The sequence below is a fragment of the Neorhizobium sp. T25_13 genome (genome assembly GCF_002968675.1).
Lineage (GTDB): Bacteria > Pseudomonadota > Alphaproteobacteria > Rhizobiales > Rhizobiaceae > Neorhizobium > Neorhizobium tomejilense.
The window spans coordinates 441,011-456,806 of record NZ_PVBI01000005.1 but is presented as its reverse complement, the minus strand read 5'-3'; the positions used below and the strand labels follow the sequence as shown (position 1 = coordinate 456,806).

General features: G+C 64.0%; 13 protein-coding genes. 2 read left to right on the top strand and 11 right to left on the bottom strand.

The annotated features are described in order from the left end of the window. Positions 1-318 precede the first annotated feature (318 nt). The 9 genes from C5J22_RS15085 to rimP form a co-directional block, all read right to left on the bottom strand. Entirely contained in the window at positions 319-1,308 is a 990-nt protein-coding gene (locus C5J22_RS15085; RefSeq protein ID WP_105438852.1) for an Ldh family oxidoreductase, read from the bottom strand. A gap of 114 nt (positions 1,309-1,422) precedes the next feature. After that, positions 1,423-2,370, bottom strand: coding sequence for an energy transducer TonB (locus C5J22_RS15080; RefSeq protein WP_105438851.1), 948 nt, complete (start codon positions 2,368-2,370; stop codon positions 1,423-1,425). Further along, entirely contained in the window at positions 2,367-2,882 is a 516-nt protein-coding gene (gene exbD, locus C5J22_RS15075) for a TonB system transport protein ExbD (protein ID WP_105438850.1), read from the bottom strand. The genes C5J22_RS15080 and exbD overlap by 4 nt, the downstream gene beginning before the upstream one ends. Before the next feature lies 1 nt (position 2,883). Beyond that, positions 2,884-3,981, bottom strand: coding sequence for a tonB-system energizer ExbB (gene exbB, locus C5J22_RS15070; protein WP_371412618.1), 1,098 nt, complete (start codon positions 3,979-3,981; stop codon positions 2,884-2,886). A gap of 363 nt (positions 3,982-4,344) precedes the next feature. Then, positions 4,345-5,103 carry a 2-dehydro-3-deoxy-D-gluconate 5-dehydrogenase KduD gene (kduD, locus tag C5J22_RS15065; RefSeq protein ID WP_105438849.1) on the bottom strand — a complete coding sequence of 253 codons (759 nt, stop codon included), beginning with the start codon at positions 5,101-5,103 and terminating at the stop codon, positions 4,345-4,347. Between the two features lie 379 nt (positions 5,104-5,482). Beyond that, positions 5,483-8,284, bottom strand: a complete 2,802-nt coding sequence (infB, locus tag C5J22_RS15060) for a translation initiation factor IF-2 (protein ID WP_105438848.1) — start codon at positions 8,282-8,284, stop codon at positions 5,483-5,485. Positions 8,285-8,384: 100 nt separating this feature from the next. Next, positions 8,385-9,089, bottom strand: a complete 705-nt coding sequence (locus C5J22_RS15055) for an RNA-binding protein (RefSeq protein ID WP_105438847.1) — start codon at positions 9,087-9,089, stop codon at positions 8,385-8,387. After that, on the bottom strand, positions 9,086-10,702 hold the full coding sequence (gene nusA / locus C5J22_RS15050) for a transcription termination factor NusA (RefSeq protein ID WP_105438846.1): 1,617 nt from the start codon (positions 10,700-10,702) through the stop codon (positions 9,086-9,088). Before nusA ends, C5J22_RS15055 begins: the two co-directional genes overlap by 4 nt. A 67-nt stretch (positions 10,703-10,769) precedes the next feature. Further along, on the bottom strand, positions 10,770-11,360 hold the full coding sequence (rimP, locus tag C5J22_RS15045; RefSeq protein ID WP_038592094.1) for a ribosome maturation factor RimP: 591 nt from the start codon (positions 11,358-11,360) through the stop codon (positions 10,770-10,772). A gap of 241 nt (positions 11,361-11,601) precedes the next feature. On the opposite strand from rimP, the gene C5J22_RS15040 reads away from it, so the two are divergent. Continuing rightward, the gene (locus C5J22_RS15040; RefSeq protein ID WP_105438845.1) at positions 11,602-13,233 is read left to right on the top strand and encodes an MFS transporter; all 1,632 of its coding nucleotides are present in this window, start codon (positions 11,602-11,604) and stop codon (positions 13,231-13,233) included. Positions 13,234-13,238: 5 nt separating this feature from the next. After that, a complete protein-coding gene (locus C5J22_RS15035) occupies positions 13,239-13,694 on the top strand; it encodes a GNAT family N-acetyltransferase (protein ID WP_105438844.1) in 456 nt (151 codons plus the stop codon). Here C5J22_RS15035 and C5J22_RS15030 read toward each other — a convergent pair whose 3' ends face one another. Both C5J22_RS15030 and recR read right to left on the bottom strand, forming a co-directional pair. Then, positions 13,695-14,963 (bottom strand): lytic murein transglycosylase, encoded by a 1,269-nt coding sequence (locus C5J22_RS15030; RefSeq protein ID WP_205837186.1) that lies wholly within the window; start codon positions 14,961-14,963, stop codon positions 13,695-13,697. A 189-nt stretch (positions 14,964-15,152) separates the two neighbouring features. Beyond that, positions 15,153-15,758, bottom strand: a complete 606-nt coding sequence (recR, locus tag C5J22_RS15025) for a recombination mediator RecR (RefSeq protein ID WP_046638126.1) — start codon at positions 15,756-15,758, stop codon at positions 15,153-15,155. Between the last annotated feature and the right edge of the window lie 38 nt (positions 15,759-15,796).

The following is a 15,796-nucleotide window of genomic DNA, read 5'->3' as shown; positions in this document are numbered from 1 at the left end:
ACTCAGCGCATTGCTGCATTGCGGCAGATTGGGTTGGCGTGATTAAACGATTAGCCTATATCTTTGGTCATCGAGCGACGCACTCCTCCTCCCAGTGTTGCTCGATACGGATCGACGACATCCTCCTCCTCCCAGTTGTCGATCAAGTTTAAAGCCTGGCGCACCCTCCTCCCGCGCCAGGCTTTTTCCGTTTCTGGAGCAGGATTTCCCTTCAAAAAATTGTTTTTTGCGTAGCCGCCGCCGAGCTCTTCCTGCTGGTGGCGCTCGGCCTCGGCCTCGGCTTCCTGACCGGCCAGCCGCCGGCAGCGGGCTCCGGGCCTAGACCAGCGCCTTGATCGCCGAAATCACCTCGTCCTCGACATCGAGCCCCTGCTCGATCGCCCTCCGACGCGCGTTCTGGCCGCGCCGTCCGGGCAGGCGCACACCTTCTTCGGAAGCCATCTCGTGGGCGAGTTCGGCGATCCGCTCCGCAGCCGAAGCCGTGCTTGCGGAAGGATCGATGACAACAAGCGTCTGGCCAACCGAGGGCGGCGGGCCTTTCTCGTCCATGAACGAGCTTGCCTCGTAGGAGAAGTTCGAGCCGGTGAGGCCCGCCGAGAGAATTTCCACCATCAGCGCCAGCGCCGCACCCTTGGCACCGCCTGAGGGCGCCATCAAGCCCTTGTGGGCCGCGTGCGGATCGGTGGTCGGCTTGCCGTCGGCGTCGAAGGCCCAGCCTTCGGGAATGCTCTCGCCCTTCTGGCGCGCCGCCATGATCTTGCCGGCGGCGACGGTCGAAAGCGCGAGATCGATGACCAGCGGCTCCTCGCCGGCGACCGGTGTCGCAAAGGCGATCGGATTGGTGCCGAACAGCCGCTTCCTGCCGCCCCAGGCGGCCATGGAGGCGGGCGCATTGGCAAACATCAGCGCCACGAGCCCCTGCTCGGCAAACCGTTCCACGGTCAGCGCCATGACGCCCGCATGGTGGGAGCGATGGATGGCGCCAAGCGCGATGCCTTGTTCCCGGGCGATTTTCGGGAGTTCGGCGACTGCGATATCGAAGGCCGGGTAGGCGTAACCGAGCGCCGCATCGACGACAAGCACGGCCGGGCGCGGCCGGGTAACGATGGGTCTCGCCTGCCCGTCGACCTTGCCGGTGCGTGCCTGGCCGATATAGGCGGGAACGCGGCGCAGGCCATGACCGTACTGCCCGGCAGCTTCCGCGTGCACGAGCGCATGGGCGACGGATCGCGCGGTCTCGGCAAGAACGCCATTGGCTTCGAAAACGCTTCTGACGAGCGTTTCGGCGGCTTCGAGGGTCATGTGCATCGGGCAAATCCGGAGAGTTGTTGGGCGGTTGCCATACCTATGCCCGCCGCCGGAAATGCAATCAAGTTTCTACTGGTCACATGGGTGAACCATGAAAGCGCTCGGGCGTGCTATTCATTGGCATTCAATCGGCTGATCAAGGTGGCGGTGGGTGACAATGGAAGGCGGAGCCGGTATCGGGGAAGCACGTTGCACGGCGGAAAGGATATATTCGTCGATCTTCGAATTACCGGAAGAGCGCGAAAGTGATGCGCTGGTTATGTTACCGCTGCTATCGAAGTTAAAACGTACCCACGCCACGCCCTTATCGTTGCCGGGGCAGCGACGGACAGATCTGGCCAGCTTCCCCTCCACGCGAGATTTCCACTTGGCCGGTGAGACGGAGGGCGAGAAGAAACCGGTGGAATTCTGGCTCGCCGCCGTCCGCTCAGATTGTTTGACCTGCACCTTCGCCTCGGCCATGTCCGGACGGGCCTGCTGCTGCTGTTGCTTCGGCTTCTGGACCTTCTTCACCGGTTCCTTTTTGGGCTCCGGCTTTTTCGGCGGTTCCGGCGGCTTTTCCGCGACCGGCGGCGGCAGGGGCCGCATCGCCGGCAACGGCACTTCGACATTTTCCAGCGCCGCCGTCATCTGCTCGTCGATCGGCTTGATCTCCTCGATCGGTTCCGGCGGCGGTTCCACCATGGGCGGCTGCACCGGTTCAGGCTCGACCGGCTCGGCGACTTCCTGCGGCGGTGGTTCGACCGGCTGCTCGACGGGTTCGGCAACGGGCTCCGGCTGCGGTTCCTCGACCGGCTCCGGCTGCTCGCTCATCACCTGTTCCTGCTCCTGCGTGTTGGGAGAAATCTGGTCCTCCTCGGTATTGGCGGCTTCCGGCTCTGGCGCAAGCTCGATCATGATCGCCGCCGGCGGTGCGTTGTCAGCGGGCACTTCCGGTTGTTCGCGCATCAGATAGGCCGCGGCGCCGAAATGCACCGTCAGCATCAGCAGTCCGGCAACGCCCCACAGCGCCAGCTCGCCGACGCGTCCGCCCGGACCTGTCTGCGAGACGACGAGGCTCATGGATTGCCTCCGGTTGCCGGTACGGCGGGTGCGGCCGCAGGAGCATTTCCAGCGGGCGTCATCGCGGCTGGGGCGCCTGGGGCGGCCGGTGCCGGCAGCGTTTCAAGCCCGACCAGCGCGATCTTGAGGTAGCCGGAATCGCGCAGCAGGTTCATGACCTCCATGAACTGCCCGTAGCCGACCGCCTTGTCGGCGCGCAGGAACACGCGAGTGTCCTTCTTGCCCTCCGTAACGCGGTCGAGGGTCGCAGCGAGCTGCTCGCGCCCCACCGCGTCATTGCCGATATTGAGGCTCAGGTCTTCCTTGACCGTCAGGTAGAGCGGCTCGTCCGGCCGTTCGGCGGGCTTTGCGGTCGAGGCGGGAAGATCGACATTGACGTCCACGGTCGCCAGCGGCGCGGCCACCATGAAGATGATCAGCAGCACCAGCATGACGTCGATGAACGGCGTCACGTTGATTTCGTGATTTTCGGAAAGCTCGTCGCCGTGCTGTTCGCGGATGCCGCCGGCCATGTCAGCCTCCTGCCACCAGCGAGACCGGCGCCTTGCGGCTGCCCGGGGGAACCTTGCGGAAATCGAGGTCGCGGCTCACCAGCCGTTCCACACCCGCCGCGGCATCCGCCAGCAGCTGCCGGTAGCCGGTGATCGAACGGGCGAAGACGTTGTAGATGACAACCGCCGGAATGGCCGCAACGAGGCCGATCGCGGTCGCCAGCAGCGCTTCGGCGATGCCGGGCGCGACGACGGCAAGGTTGGTGGTCTGTGATTCCGAAATGCCGATGAAGGCGTTCATGATGCCCCAGACGGTGCCGAACAGGCCGACGAACGGAGCCGTGGAGCCGATCGTCGCAAGCACGCCGGTACCGCGCGACATGCGCCGGCCGGCATAGGCCTCAATGCGGGAAAGCGCCGAGCCGACCCGTTCCTTCACCCCATCGCCATGGGCATGGTCGAGGGCTGCTTCTGAAAGCTGCATTTCTTCTGCCGCGGACCGCAGCATCAGCGCGGCGGGGCCGCCGCGGCCACCGGCGGCGCCGACGGCTTCCGAAAGCGTGCGCGAGGTGCGGATGACCTTCAACGTGCGCCCGGCGCGGGCGCGGGCGCCTGCAAGTTCCAGCGTCTTCGCGAGCCAGACTGTCCAGGTCACCAGCGAGGCGAACGCAAGTCCGATCATCACCCCTTTCACGACCCAGTCGGCCGCCATGAACATGCCCCACGGCGAAAGGTTGTGCGGCAAGTCCGAACGCTGCTCAGGCTCCAGGAACTGCGTGAACATGTCGATCGGCTGGCGTGCCGCCGGCGGTTGGGTGGGTGCCTGGGCCGGGTTGGCAGGCGCGGGCTGAGCGCTGTTGCTCGGCGGCGCTTGCGTCGAAACGGCGGGTTGCGAAGCGGAAGCTTCCGGCTGTGGGGTGGTAGGATTGCTCGGTTGCGCGGCGGGCGGTACCGCAGTCGGCGAGGCTGCCGGCTCGTTCGGCGCCGTGCGGGAGGTTGTCGGCGCGGCCTGCGCGGCAGGGGCGGGGGCCGCCTGGGTCGGCTGCGCACCGGAAGGCGAGGCCGCCTGCGGCGAGGGCGGTGCTTGCGTCGACGCGTCCGGTGCAGGCGTCTGCGCCATCACCGTCGAAGCCGTCAGCACCATGGCCGCGAGAACGATCGGGAACCGGCTCCTGATTGGCTGGCGCATCGAAAAGGCGGGCTTCAGGGCAGCAGGCATGGCAGGCGATACTCCGGACTGTTCGGCATCGCGGACGGCGCCCGGGGGGCGCTGTTCGACAATGACGGAAACGGGACACCGGAACGCCGCCGGCGACTGCCGCCGGGTTCGCGATGTTGCAGCTACCGGATAATAAACATGAGTAGAAATGGCAACTAATAAATCTGCGAGATGCCGATCAAATTTATGCGTGTTGGGGCAATTGCCCCCTTCGCGCATGGGATGAGCGTTCCGTTACCCGGAGAACAGGGCGGTCGGACGAGGTTAGCGGGCCAACCAGCCGCCATCGACCGGCAGCACGACACCATGCACATAGTCGGATGCCGGCGAGGCGAGGAATACGGCAGCTCCGCCCAGCTCTTCCGGCTGGCCCCAGTGCCCGGCTGGAATACGGCTGAGGATCGCCGCGTTGCGGTCCGGATCGTCGCGCAGCGCCTCCGTGTTGTTGGTCGAGAAATAGCCGGGCGCGATGGCATTGACGTTGATGCCCTTGCCTGCCCATTCGCAGGCGAGCAGCCTGGTCAGGCCGGCAAGACCGCTCTTCGAGGCCGTATAGGAAGGGATGCGGATGCCGCCCTGGAAGGAGAGCAGGGAGGCAATATTGACGATCTTGCCGCCCTTGCCCTCGGTAATCAGCCGGCGTGCAAACGCCTGGGAGAGAAAGAACACGGTCTTCAGGTTCACGTCCATCACCGCATCCCAGTCGGCCTCGCTGAAATCGATCGCGTCGGCCCGGCGGATGATCCCGGCATTGTTGACGAGGATGTCGGCACGCCCGGTCCAGGCGACCGTTTCGCTGATGATCCGATCGACCGGCTCGAGCGTCGAAAGGTCCGCTTGGATCGACAGGCTGCGCCCGCCGGCCGCGCTGACCGCGGCTTCCGTCTCGGCCATCAAGGAGCGGCCGACCAGCGCCACATCCGCGCCGGCCTGCGCCAGCGCCACGGATATCGCCTGGCCGAGGCCCGTATTGGCGCCGGTGACGATCGCCGTCTTACCCGTCAGGTCGAATGAAATCGGCATGGTGTCCTCCTCGGAAACTGAAAATGCGGATATGGTAGATGCTTACCGTCGCGAACTCTCCGATAGAAGCTGAAAATTTTTGCCACGGCACAAGTCGATGCCGAAAGCGGATAAAAGCGTTGGATGTCCGGCGCGCTGGCGACGGCGTATCAGGCCACGAGCATGGCTGATGTAATGTCCGGCCGTGGTGTCGTCTCGCCCGAGGGCATCGGAAAACCCCGGCAATCCCATCAGCTTTTGCCGTCTCTCGAAATGGCATCGCATGACAAAATGATGCCGTCCTCGAGTTCCGTATCGGAAAGCACTTGGTCAAAATGCCAGGAGCCGCCCGTGAATGTCACGGACGGCTCCTGTAATTGTTCGGGCTGTTCGCCGGAGGTCACAGCGTGCGCGTGATATGCTCCACGCGGAAGCATTCGATGACGTCGCCTGCGCGCATGTCCTCGTAATTTTCGAACGCCATGCCGCATTCCTGACCCATCGGCACTTCGCTGACTTCGTCCTTGAAGCGCTTGAGCGTCTTGAGCTTGCCTTCGTGGACGACGACGTTGTCGCGGATAAGGCGGACGCCCGCTCCACGCTCGACCTTGCCCTCGACGACACGGCAACCGGCGACCTTGCCGACCTTGGTGATGTTGAACACTTCCAGGATCTCGGCATTGCCGATGAAGGTTTCGCGGCGTTCCGGAGACAGGAGGCCCGACATCGCCTGCTTCACGTCATCCACCAGATCGTAGATGATGTTGTAGTAGCGAATCTCGAGACCTTCGCGTTCCGCAGAGGCACGTGCCTGCGGGTTGGCGCGGACGTTGAAGCCGATGATCGCCGCGTTGGATGCCTCGGCGAGCGAGATATCCGACTCAGTGATGCCGCCGGCACCCGAATGAACGATGCGGGCACGGACTTCGTCGGTGCCGAGCTTGTCCAGTGCGCCGATGATCGCTTCGATCGAGCCCTGCACGTCACCCTTGATGACCAGCGGGAATTCCTTGAAGCCGGTATTCTGGAGCTGCGACATCATCTGTTCGAGCGAACCGCGCTGTCCGGACTGGCGGGCAGCCGCCTTGTCGCGGGCAAGCCGCTGGCGATATTCGGAAATCTCGCGAGCGCGGCTTTCGTTTTCGACCACGGCGAACCGATCGCCGGCAGCCGGCGTGGCGGACAGGCCGAGCACTTCGACCGGCATGGCCGGGCCGGCTTCCTTCACATGGTCGCCCTTGTCGGTGACGAGCGCGCGCACACGGCCCCACTGGTCGCCGGCAACGATGATCTGGCCGGGCTTCAGGGTGCCCTTCTGGACAAGAACGGTGGCCACGGAACCACGGCCACGGTCGAGCTGGGCTTCGATGACGATGCCTTCGGCCGTCCGGCTCGGATCAGCCTTGAGGTCGAGGATTTCGGCTTGCAGCAGGATGGCTTCGAGCAGCTTGTCGAGATTGACCTTGTTCTTGGCCGACACTTCGACGTCGAGCACTTCGCCACCAAGCGATTCTACGAACACTTCGTGCTGCAGAAGCTGCTGGCGAACCTTGTCCGGATTGGCTTCGTGCTTGTCGATCTTGTTGATCGCCACGATGATCGGAACACCCGCTGCCTTGGCATGGGCGATCGATTCGATCGTCTGCGGCATCACGCTGTCGTCAGCTGCGACCACCAGGATGGCGATATCCGTCGCCTGCGCACCACGAGCACGCATGGCCGTAAAGGCGGCGTGGCCGGGGGTGTCGATGAAGGTGATCTTCTGGCCGTTATGCTCCACCTGATAGGCGCCGATATGCTGGGTGATGCCGCCGGCTTCGCCGGAGACCACGTTCGCATGGCGGATGGCGTCGAGCAGCGAGGTCTTGCCGTGGTCGACGTGACCCATGATGGTGACGACCGGCGGGCGCGAAACCATTTCGCCTTCGTCGTCGGCAACGTTGAAGATGCCTTCTTCGACGTCGGATTCCGAGACGCGCTTGACGGTATGGCCGAATTCGCCGGCGATGATTTCGGCGAGGTCGGCGTCGATGACGTCGCCCGGCTTCATCATCTGGCCTTCCTTCATCAGGTACTTGATGACGTCGACGGCGCGTTCGGACATGCGCTGCGACAGTTCCTGAATGGTGATGGTTTCAGGCAGGATGACTTCGCGCATGACCTTTTCGCGCGTTTCCTGCATCTGGCTGCGGCGGAACTTCTCCTGCCGGCGGCGGGTCGCGGCCATCGAACGGCCACGGGCATTGCCGTCTTCGTCCGTGCTGACCGTGGTCACCGTCAGCTTGCCGCGGCGGCGTTCGTCTTCGGTCTTCGGGCGGGCCGGAACCTTGGCGGGAGCAGCGACGGGGACTCGGCCACGGCCGGGTGCGCCACGCGGCGGGCCGCGATCTTCGTCTTCTTCGTCAGCGCCCTTGCGGCGGCCGGCAACCGGCAGTGCCGCAGGTGCGGCGCCGGGAGCTGCAGGCCGGGGAGCCTGGGGACGCGTTTCGCCCGGACGGCCGGCAGGGGCGCCAGCGGCGCGCTCGGCCGGCTTTTCGGCGGCTACGGGTGCAGGTGTCTCAGCCGGGGCCTCGACCGGTTCGACCTTGGGTTCGGCAGCGCGGCGGGCAGCCTCGGCGGCTTCCTCGATCTTGCGGCGTTCTTCCTCGACCTGGCGACGTACCTCGTCTTCGGCGCGCTGCTTGGCCTCGATGACTTCGCGCGCCTGCGCTTCCATCAAAGCGCGGCGACGGGCTTCCATCTCGCCGGCCGAAAGGTCGTGCAGGACGGCTCCGCCCTGACGCTGCTGCGGACGCTGCGGCTGGCTGGATTGCTGCGGACGCTGCGGCTGGTTAGGCTGCTGCGGGCGCTGCGGCTGATTGGATTGCGGCGGGCGCTGGTTCTGCTGCGGCCGTGCGTTCTGAGAGCCCGGCTGGTGGACGCGCGCCGCCGGAGCGGCCGGCTGCTGCGGTGCTGGGCGCTGGGGAGCGGCCGGCTGTGCGACAGCCTCTACCACCCGCGGCGCGGGCGCCGGGGCTGCGGGCGTGATTACCGGCTTTTCGTCCAGCGGCCGGGTCGGCCGCCGCTTGACTGTTTCGACGACGACGGCCTTGGTGCGGCCGCGACCCATGTCCTGGCGGACGGTACCCTGGCTCATCCCAGATGGCTTCAGTGTAAGGGTCTTCTTTACGCCGAGTGTCTTATCGTCTTTGTTGTCGGTCATTCCGTTCCTGTTCCTTCGGACAGGAACGGATGGAAGCCATCAGAACCCGTCGTTTAATCCGTACATATCGATGTGCGTCCGGCTAAAGCCGGTGACCGCGTCATTGTTTCGGCATGTCAGCGACACCTTTTGTCTGGGACAGACCGCCCATGCGGTACTGTTCAAGTAGGTTTGCGCGCTTCACTACACCCTCACCCGCCTGCCCCGCAAGCGCGCAGGCATGGATAAAAGCATTCTGGCCCATCACTTCGTCCAATTCAGCGCTCGTGAAGAGCGAAAAGGACGGAATGTCTTCCCCGGTATTCGAACCGAGCTTCCAGGCCTTGCGGGCCTGGTCTATTTTTCTCACTCCGTCGGCGGCCGCATCGGCCGCATGGAACACTGCAAGCGCCGCGCCGGAGCGCACGGCGGCATCCACCTTCGTCGCGCCGGTGACGAATTGGCTCGCTTTGCGCGCCATGTTCATCATGCCGACGAGATCGGCGGCGAGCAGGCGATCCACCAGCGCGCCGAGATCCGCATCCGCCTTCGCCTCGGCCTTGAGGGCCCGGGCGAAAAGCTTTTTCTGGACCGCCCGGTCGACGAGCGACCGTTCGGCCTTGATCCAGCAGCCGCGGCCCGGAAGCTGACGCTTCAGATCGGGCACGACCTGACCGTTCGGGCCGGCCACAAAGCGGATCAGCGTTTCCGGTGATCCCGCCTCGCGAGTGACGATGCAGGTACGGTCGTTCACGACGATCTCGTCCAGGTCATCATCGACAGGTCCGTCTTCGTTCTCGTCCGGCTCATTCGCGAGCGGGATCATTCCTGCTCGACGGCGTCCGCCTCCTCCGCTTCAGCTTCCGGCTCGGCGGCACCCTTTGCGAGATCTTCCTCGGTGATCCAGCCTGCGGACAGGCGGGCCTGGACGATCATGTTTTCAGCTTCGACGCGGGAAACGTCGAACTTCGAGAACAGGCCTTCGAACTTCTTCGTCACGCCGTCCTTGCGTTCGCTCCAGCCGACGAGATCGTCGGCGGCGCAGCCGGCAAAATCCTCGATCGTCTTGATGCCGTCTTCGCCGAGCGCGACGAGCATCTGGCCGTTCAGGCCGTTGATCTGGCGCAGTTCGTCTTCGACGCCGAGCTCCTTGCGCTTGGCGTCCATCTCGCCTTCGATCCGCTCCAGGTATTCGCGGGCGCGGGTCTGGATTTCGGTGGCGGTGTCTTCGTCGAAACCGTCGATCGAGGAGATTTCGTCGAGATCGACGTAAGCCAGTTCCTCGACCTGGGCAAAACCTTCCGAAGCCAGCACCTGGCCGACCATTTCGTCGACGTCGAGGGCGTCCATGAAGAGGTTGGTGCGCTCGTTGAATTCCTTCTGGCGGCGCTCCGATTCCTCGGCTTCCGTCATGATGTCGATGTCCCAGCCGGTCAGCTGCGAGGCGAGGCGGACGTTCTGGCCGCGGCGGCCGATGGCAAGCGACAGCTGCTCGTCCGGAACCACGACTTCGATCCGCTCGGCATCCTCGTCGAGAACCACCTTGGCGACTTCAGCCGGCTGCAGTGCGTTGACGATGAACGACGCCGGATCCTGAGACCACGGGATGATGTCGATCTTCTCGCCCTGCAATTCGCCGACGACCGCCTGGACGCGCGAGCCGCGCATACCGACGCAGGCGCCGACCGGGTCGATCGACGAGTCGTTCGAGATCACGGCGATCTTGGCGCGCGAACCCGGATCGCGGGCGACCGACTTGATCTGGATGATGCCGTCGTAGATTTCCGGCACTTCCATGGTGAACAGCTTCACCATGAACTGCGGATGGGTACGCGACAGGAAGATCTGCGGGCCGCGCTGTTCGCGACGGACATCATATACGTATGCACGGACGCGATCGCCATAACGCATGTTTTCGCGCGGGATCATTTCGTCGCGGCGGATGATGCCTTCGCCGCGGCCGAGATCGACGATGACGTTGCCGTATTCGACGCGCTTGACGGTGCCGTTGATGATTTCGCCGACGCGGTCCTTGAATTCGTCGAACTGGCGGTCGCGCTCGGCTTCACGCACCTTCTGGACGATGACCTGCTTGGCCGACTGGGCGGCGATGCGGCCGAAATCCATCGGCGGCAGCGGATCGGCGATGAAGTCGCCGATCTTGGCATCGACGTTGCGGTCGAGCGCCAGTGCCAGCGGGATCTGCGTTCCGTAGTCCTCGGCGTGATCGACGACTTCCAGCAGGCGCTGGAGCCGGATTTCGCCGGTCTTGGAATTGATGTCGGCGCGGATGTTGGTTTCCGAGCCGTAGCGGGAGCGGGCAGCCTTCTGGATGGCGTCGGCCATCGCAGCCAGCACGATCTCGCGGTCGATGACCTTTTCGCGCGCCACTGCATCCGCGATCTGCAGAAGTTCAAGCCGGTTCGCACTCACTGCCATTGTCGTTGGTCTCCGTAGGTCAAACGATGAGGCCTTTCCTAGGGAAAGGCACAAGTCTCTGTTCGGTTTATTCGTCTTCTGCTTCTTCGTTCTGGTTCGCGGCCTGCGCCTTGGCGAGCTTGTCGGCCCGAAGCGCGTCGCGGATCAGATCGTCGGTCAGAATGAGCTTTGCCTCGGCCAGTGCCGAAAACGGGATCGTTACCCGTGGTTCCTCGCCATAGGCGACCTGGTCCCGCTCGATCGTGAAACCGTCCGCATCGCTTTCGGTGATCCTGCCGCGGAACCGCTTGCGGTTGTCGATCATGATCGACGTTTCGCATTTGACCAGATGGTTCAGCCAGCGGGTAAAATCCGACTTGCGGACCATCGGGCGGTCGATGCCCGGCGAGGACACTTCCAGATGATACTCCCGATCGATCGGATCTTCTACATCCAGGACCGGCGAAATCGCCACGGATACGGCTTCGCAGCCCTCGACATCCATGGTGCCGTCGTTGCGCTCGGCCATGATCTGCAGCGTCGCGCCGTTCTGGTTCAGCATCCTCACACGCACCAGGCGATAATCCATGGCGGTCAGGACTGGCTCGATGATTTCGGCGACCCTCAGGTCAAGCCCGGTCTCGATGATGAGCCGCGGCTCGTATTCGGTTTGCGGCATAAGCTCTCCGGCAATCATTGCCCCATAGCTGGGCCCAATGTCTGGGTTACAGTGATCGCCTAACAAAAAAGAGCGGGTCCGGTGGGGCCCACTCTTCATCGGACGATCAAGAATATGGGGTGCATATACGCTTTCAGGCCCCCGAATGCAAGAGTCGCATATTCCGGGGCTCCGGCGACTGGAATTTGCTTCCGTCGGGTCTATAACCGTTTGGTACGACGCACGAAAGAACGAGGACAAAGTGCCCGATCGGATATCGACCCTGGCTCCCTTCAGGCACCAAACCTTCCGAACGATCTGGATCGCCAGCCTCGCCTCCAATTTCGGCAGCCTGATCCAGGCGGTCGGCGCGGCGTGGATGATGACCTCGATCACCGATTCCGAGGACATGGTCGCGCTGGTCCAGGCTTCGACGGCGTTGCCGATCATGCTCTTTTCGCTGATCGCCGGCGCGCTTGCCGATAACGTCAACCGCCGCACGCTGATGCTGACGGCGCAGTTCTTCATGCTGGTCGTGTCGTTGACGCTGACGCTGTTTGCCTATCTCGACCTCCTGACGCCCTGGCTGCTCTTGGCATTCACATTTCTGCTCGGCTGCGGCGTGGCGCTCAACAATCCCGCCTGGCAGGCGTCGGTCGGCGACATGGTGCCCCGCGAGGTCCTGCCGGCGGCGGTGACGATCAACAGCGTCGGTTTCAACATCACCCGCAGCGTCGGCCCCGCGATCGGCGGGGCGATCGTTGCGGCCGCAGGCGCCGCCGCTGCGTTCGCTGCCAATTCCATGAGCTATTTCGCTCTGATCTATGCATTGATCCGCTGGAAGCCGGAAGGCCGTGACAATGCGCTGCCGCGCGAGACGCTTCTGCGGGCGCTTTCGGCCGGTCTCGGCTACGTCGTCATGTCGCCGAACATTCTCAACGTGCTGTTCCGCGGTCTTGTTTTCGGCCTTTCGGCAAGCGCCGTGTTGGCGCTTCTGCCGATCGTCGCGCGCGATCTGGTCTCTGGCGGCCCGTTGACCTACGGCATCATGCTCGGAGCCTTCGGGGTCGGTGCGATCGCCGGCGCAATGGGCAATTCGCGGCTGCGCGAAAAGCTGTCGAGCGAGGCGATCGTCCGCCTGTCCTTTCTGGGTTTTGCCGCGAGCGCCGCGATCATCGCCATGAGTTCAAGCACGCTGCTGACCGCGATCGTCCTGCTCGTGCCCGGCGCCTGCTGGGTGCTGGCTTTGTCGCTGTTCAACACGACGGTGCAGCTTTCGACGCCGCGATGGGTGGTCGCCCGCGCGCTTTCCTTCTACCAGACGGCGACGTTCGGGGGCATTGCCGGCGGAAGCTGGGTGTGGGGTATCCTGTCCGATACGTTCGGCGTCTCGATCGCGCTGACACTGTCGAGCCTGGTCATGTTGCTTGGCGCCGTGGTCGGCATGCGGCTGCCGCTGCCGCAGTTCAGCGATGCCAATCTCGATCCGCTCAACCGCTTCAACGTGCCGATGCTGAGCCTCGACCTGCAGCCGCGCAGCGGACCGATCGTCTCCCTGGTGGACTATACTATCGCCGACGAGGATGTGCCGGAATTCCTCACGCTGATGTCGCAGCGACGCCGTATTCGCATCCGCGATGGTGCGCGGCAGTGGGCGCTGATGCGCGATCTGGAACATCCGGAAATCTGGACGGAGACCTATCACACCGCCACCTGGGCCGATTACGTGCGCCACAACCAGCGCCGCACCCAGGCGGATGCCGAGGTCTGGGACGCGATCCGCATTCTTCATCGCGGCGAAGAAGGCCCGCGCGTCCACCGGCTGATCGAGCGTCAGACGATCCCTCCGAGCGACGATATTTTCCATAAATCGCCGCCCGACCTGCACCACTAGATCCCATGGTTTCTTTCCGAAAAGCCCACCGCTCCGATCTCCTCGCCATTGTCGAACTGCTCGCGGACGATGCGCTTGGCCAGGCTCGCGAAGTCGTGTCCGATCCGGTCGATCCGCGTTACGAGCAGGCCTTTGCAGCGATCGAGGCTGACGGAAACCAGCTTCTGGCAGTCGCGGTGAACCGGGAAGACAAGGTGGTGGGCTGCCTACAGCTCTCCTTCATTCCCGGCCTGTCGCGCGCCGGCATGTGGCGTGGCCAGATTGAAAGCGTGCGGATCGCTGCAAGCGAGCGCGGTAGTGGACTGGGATCGCAGTTCATCGAATGGGCGGTGGGAAAGTGTGTCGAGCGCGGCTGCAAGCTGGTGCAACTCACCTCCGACAAGGCGCGGCCGGATGCAATCCGCTTCTATGAGAAGCTCGGGTTCACCTCGAGCCACGAGGGCCTGAAGCGCAGCCTCTGACTAGCGGATCTTTCCCTTGAGCGACGGATCGGGAAAACACGTTGGAGCAAGGCCGTTCTTTGCCTGCCAGTCGCCGAGCGAACGGCGGGTCTTGTAGCCCGGCAGGCCATCGACATTGCCCACGTCATAACCCTTGGCGACCAGCGCCTTCTGCATGGCAAGCACGTCGGAGCGCAGCATCTTGCCGACATCGCCCCAGGGTGCCTGGAACGGTCCTGCGTCCGACGCGATCCGGTCGGCGAGATTGCCGATGAACAGCGCGTAGAGGTCGGAATTGTTGTATTCCTTGATCACGTAGAAATTCGGCGTGACGACGAATTCCGGTCCGCTGCGCCCCGCCGGCACCAGCATCATGCCGTCCGCCTTGAGATCTGCCGCGGGAAACGCCTTGCCGGAAATGCGGGTGATGCCGGTTGCCGCCCAGGCCGAGATCGGCTTGGCGAGATCCGGCCCCTCCTGCGCGCAGGAAACCTTTGCGGGGATCGTCACTTCGAACCCCCAGTCGCGGCCGCGTTGCCAGCCTTCCTTCTGCAGGTAGTGGGCGATCGAGGCAAGCGCATCCGGTACCGAGTTCCAGATATCCGGGCGACCGTCGCCGTCGAAGTCGACGGCATATTTCAGGTAGCTCGACGGCATGAACTGCGGCTGGCCGAGCGCACCCGCCCAGGAACCCTTCATCGTCGCCGCATCCACATCGCCCCGCTCGATCATTTTCAGCGCTGCGATCAGCTCTTCGCGGAACATGTCCTTGCGCGTCGACATGAAGGCCTTGGTCGCCAGAACCTGCACGGCGGAATAGGGCATCCGCGCCTTGCCGAAACCGGATTCGCGCCCCCAGATGGCGACGACGATCTCGCCCGGCACGCCATAGGCCGCCTCGATCCTCTTCAGCGTCGCCGAATAGGTGTCCGCCAGCCCGCGCCCGGTGGCGGCCAGCCCCTGCAGCCGCTTTTCGGAAAAATAGGCGCCGGGAGAGGAAAATTCCGCCTGGCTCTGGTCCTGCTGCTTCGGCGGCTCTGAACCCGGCGGCACCAGGTCCGGCAGGTCCCAATTGAGCGTCACGCCCTGGAAGGCAGCCTTCAGCGTCCTCTCGGAAATACCGGCCTTTTTGGCCACCGGAGCCAGATCGCTGCCGATCCACCGCTGGAACTGCTTCTCGACGTCGGGGCGATTCTGGGCGAGCGCGGGGAGGGGGAGCAGGGTTGTGAATATAGCGAAAGCCAACGCTACCGTTCGCCTGGAGATACCCCCCTCTGTCCTGCCGGACATCTCCCCCTCAAGGGGGGAGATCGGATGGGAGCGAAGCCCCATTCCCATTAAAAGTATGAGCCTGCCGAAGCTCCTTTCGATACGTTTAACGATACGGGAGAACGGCGCCTCTGGCCGATCTCCCCCCTTGAGGGGGAGATGCCCGGCAGGGCAGAGGGGGGTACGTCTCCACATACTCAATGCCTTCCTCTAAATCACCGTCCGCGCCCGAAGCGCCGCCGTCAGTGTGCCCTCGTCGAGATAATCGAGCTCCCCGCCGACCGGCACGCCATGCGCCAGCCTGGTGATCTTCACGTCGATGCCGGAGAGCTGGTCGGTAATATAATGGGCCGTGGTCTGCCCCTCGACGGTCGCGTTGACGGCGATGATGATCTCGCGGATGACGCCTTCGTTGACCCGGTCGATCAGCCCGCGGATGTTGAGGTCGTCGGGGCCGATGCCGTCGAGCGGCGAGAGCGTGCCGCCGAGCACGTGATAGGCGGTGTTCATCGCGCCCGTCCGCTCTAGCGCCCAGAGGTCGGAGACATCTTCGACGACGATCAGCATCGTCTGGTCGCGGCGGATATCGGTGCAGACCGTGCAGGGATCGACGGTATCGACGTTGCCGCAGCGCGAACAGATCTTCACCTTGTCATAGGCCTCGCCCATGGCGCTCGAAAGCGGCCCCAGCAGCTGTTCCTTCTTCTTGATCAGATGCAGCGCCGCCCGGCGCGCCGAGCGCGGCCCGAGGCCCGGGACCTTTGCCAGAAGCTGGATGAGTTTTTCGATTTCGGGGCCGGTGACTCGCTTTGCCATTTTCTCCCTTTAGCCCATATGCTCAAAAAACGGAATCG

Bases quoted from the DNA above. Each gene is read 5' to 3' on its own strand.
- C5J22_RS15085 (WP_105438852.1), bottom strand. From the start codon at position 1,308: ATGCACATGACCCTCGAAGCCGCCGAAACGCTCGTCAGAAGCGTTTTC.
- C5J22_RS15080 (WP_105438851.1), bottom strand. From the start codon at position 2,370: ATGAGCCTCGTCGTCTCGCAGACAGGTCCGGGCGGACGCGTCGGCGAG.
- exbD (WP_105438850.1), bottom strand. From the start codon at position 2,882: ATGGCCGGCGGCATCCGCGAACAGCACGGCGACGAGCTTTCCGAAAAT.
- exbB (WP_371412618.1), bottom strand. From the start codon at position 3,981: ATGGCGCAGACGCCTGCACCGGACGCGTCGACGCAAGCACCGCCCTCG.
- kduD (WP_105438849.1), bottom strand. From the start codon at position 5,103: ATGCCGATTTCATTCGACCTGACGGGTAAGACGGCGATCGTCACCGGC.
- infB (WP_105438848.1), bottom strand. From the start codon at position 8,284: ATGACCGACAACAAAGACGATAAGACACTCGGCGTAAAGAAGACCCTT.
- C5J22_RS15055 (WP_105438847.1), bottom strand. From the start codon at position 9,089: ATGATCCCGCTCGCGAATGAGCCGGACGAGAACGAAGACGGACCTGTC.
- nusA (WP_105438846.1), bottom strand. From the start codon at position 10,702: ATGGCAGTGAGTGCGAACCGGCTTGAACTTCTGCAGATCGCGGATGCA.
- rimP (WP_038592094.1), bottom strand. From the start codon at position 11,360: ATGCCGCAAACCGAATACGAGCCGCGGCTCATCATCGAGACCGGGCTT.
- C5J22_RS15035 (WP_105438844.1), top strand. From the start codon at position 13,239: ATGGTTTCTTTCCGAAAAGCCCACCGCTCCGATCTCCTCGCCATTGTC.
- C5J22_RS15030 (WP_205837186.1), bottom strand. From the start codon at position 14,963: ATGTCCGGCAGGACAGAGGGGGGTATCTCCAGGCGAACGGTAGCGTTG.
- recR (WP_046638126.1), bottom strand. From the start codon at position 15,758: ATGGCAAAGCGAGTCACCGGCCCCGAAATCGAAAAACTCATCCAGCTT.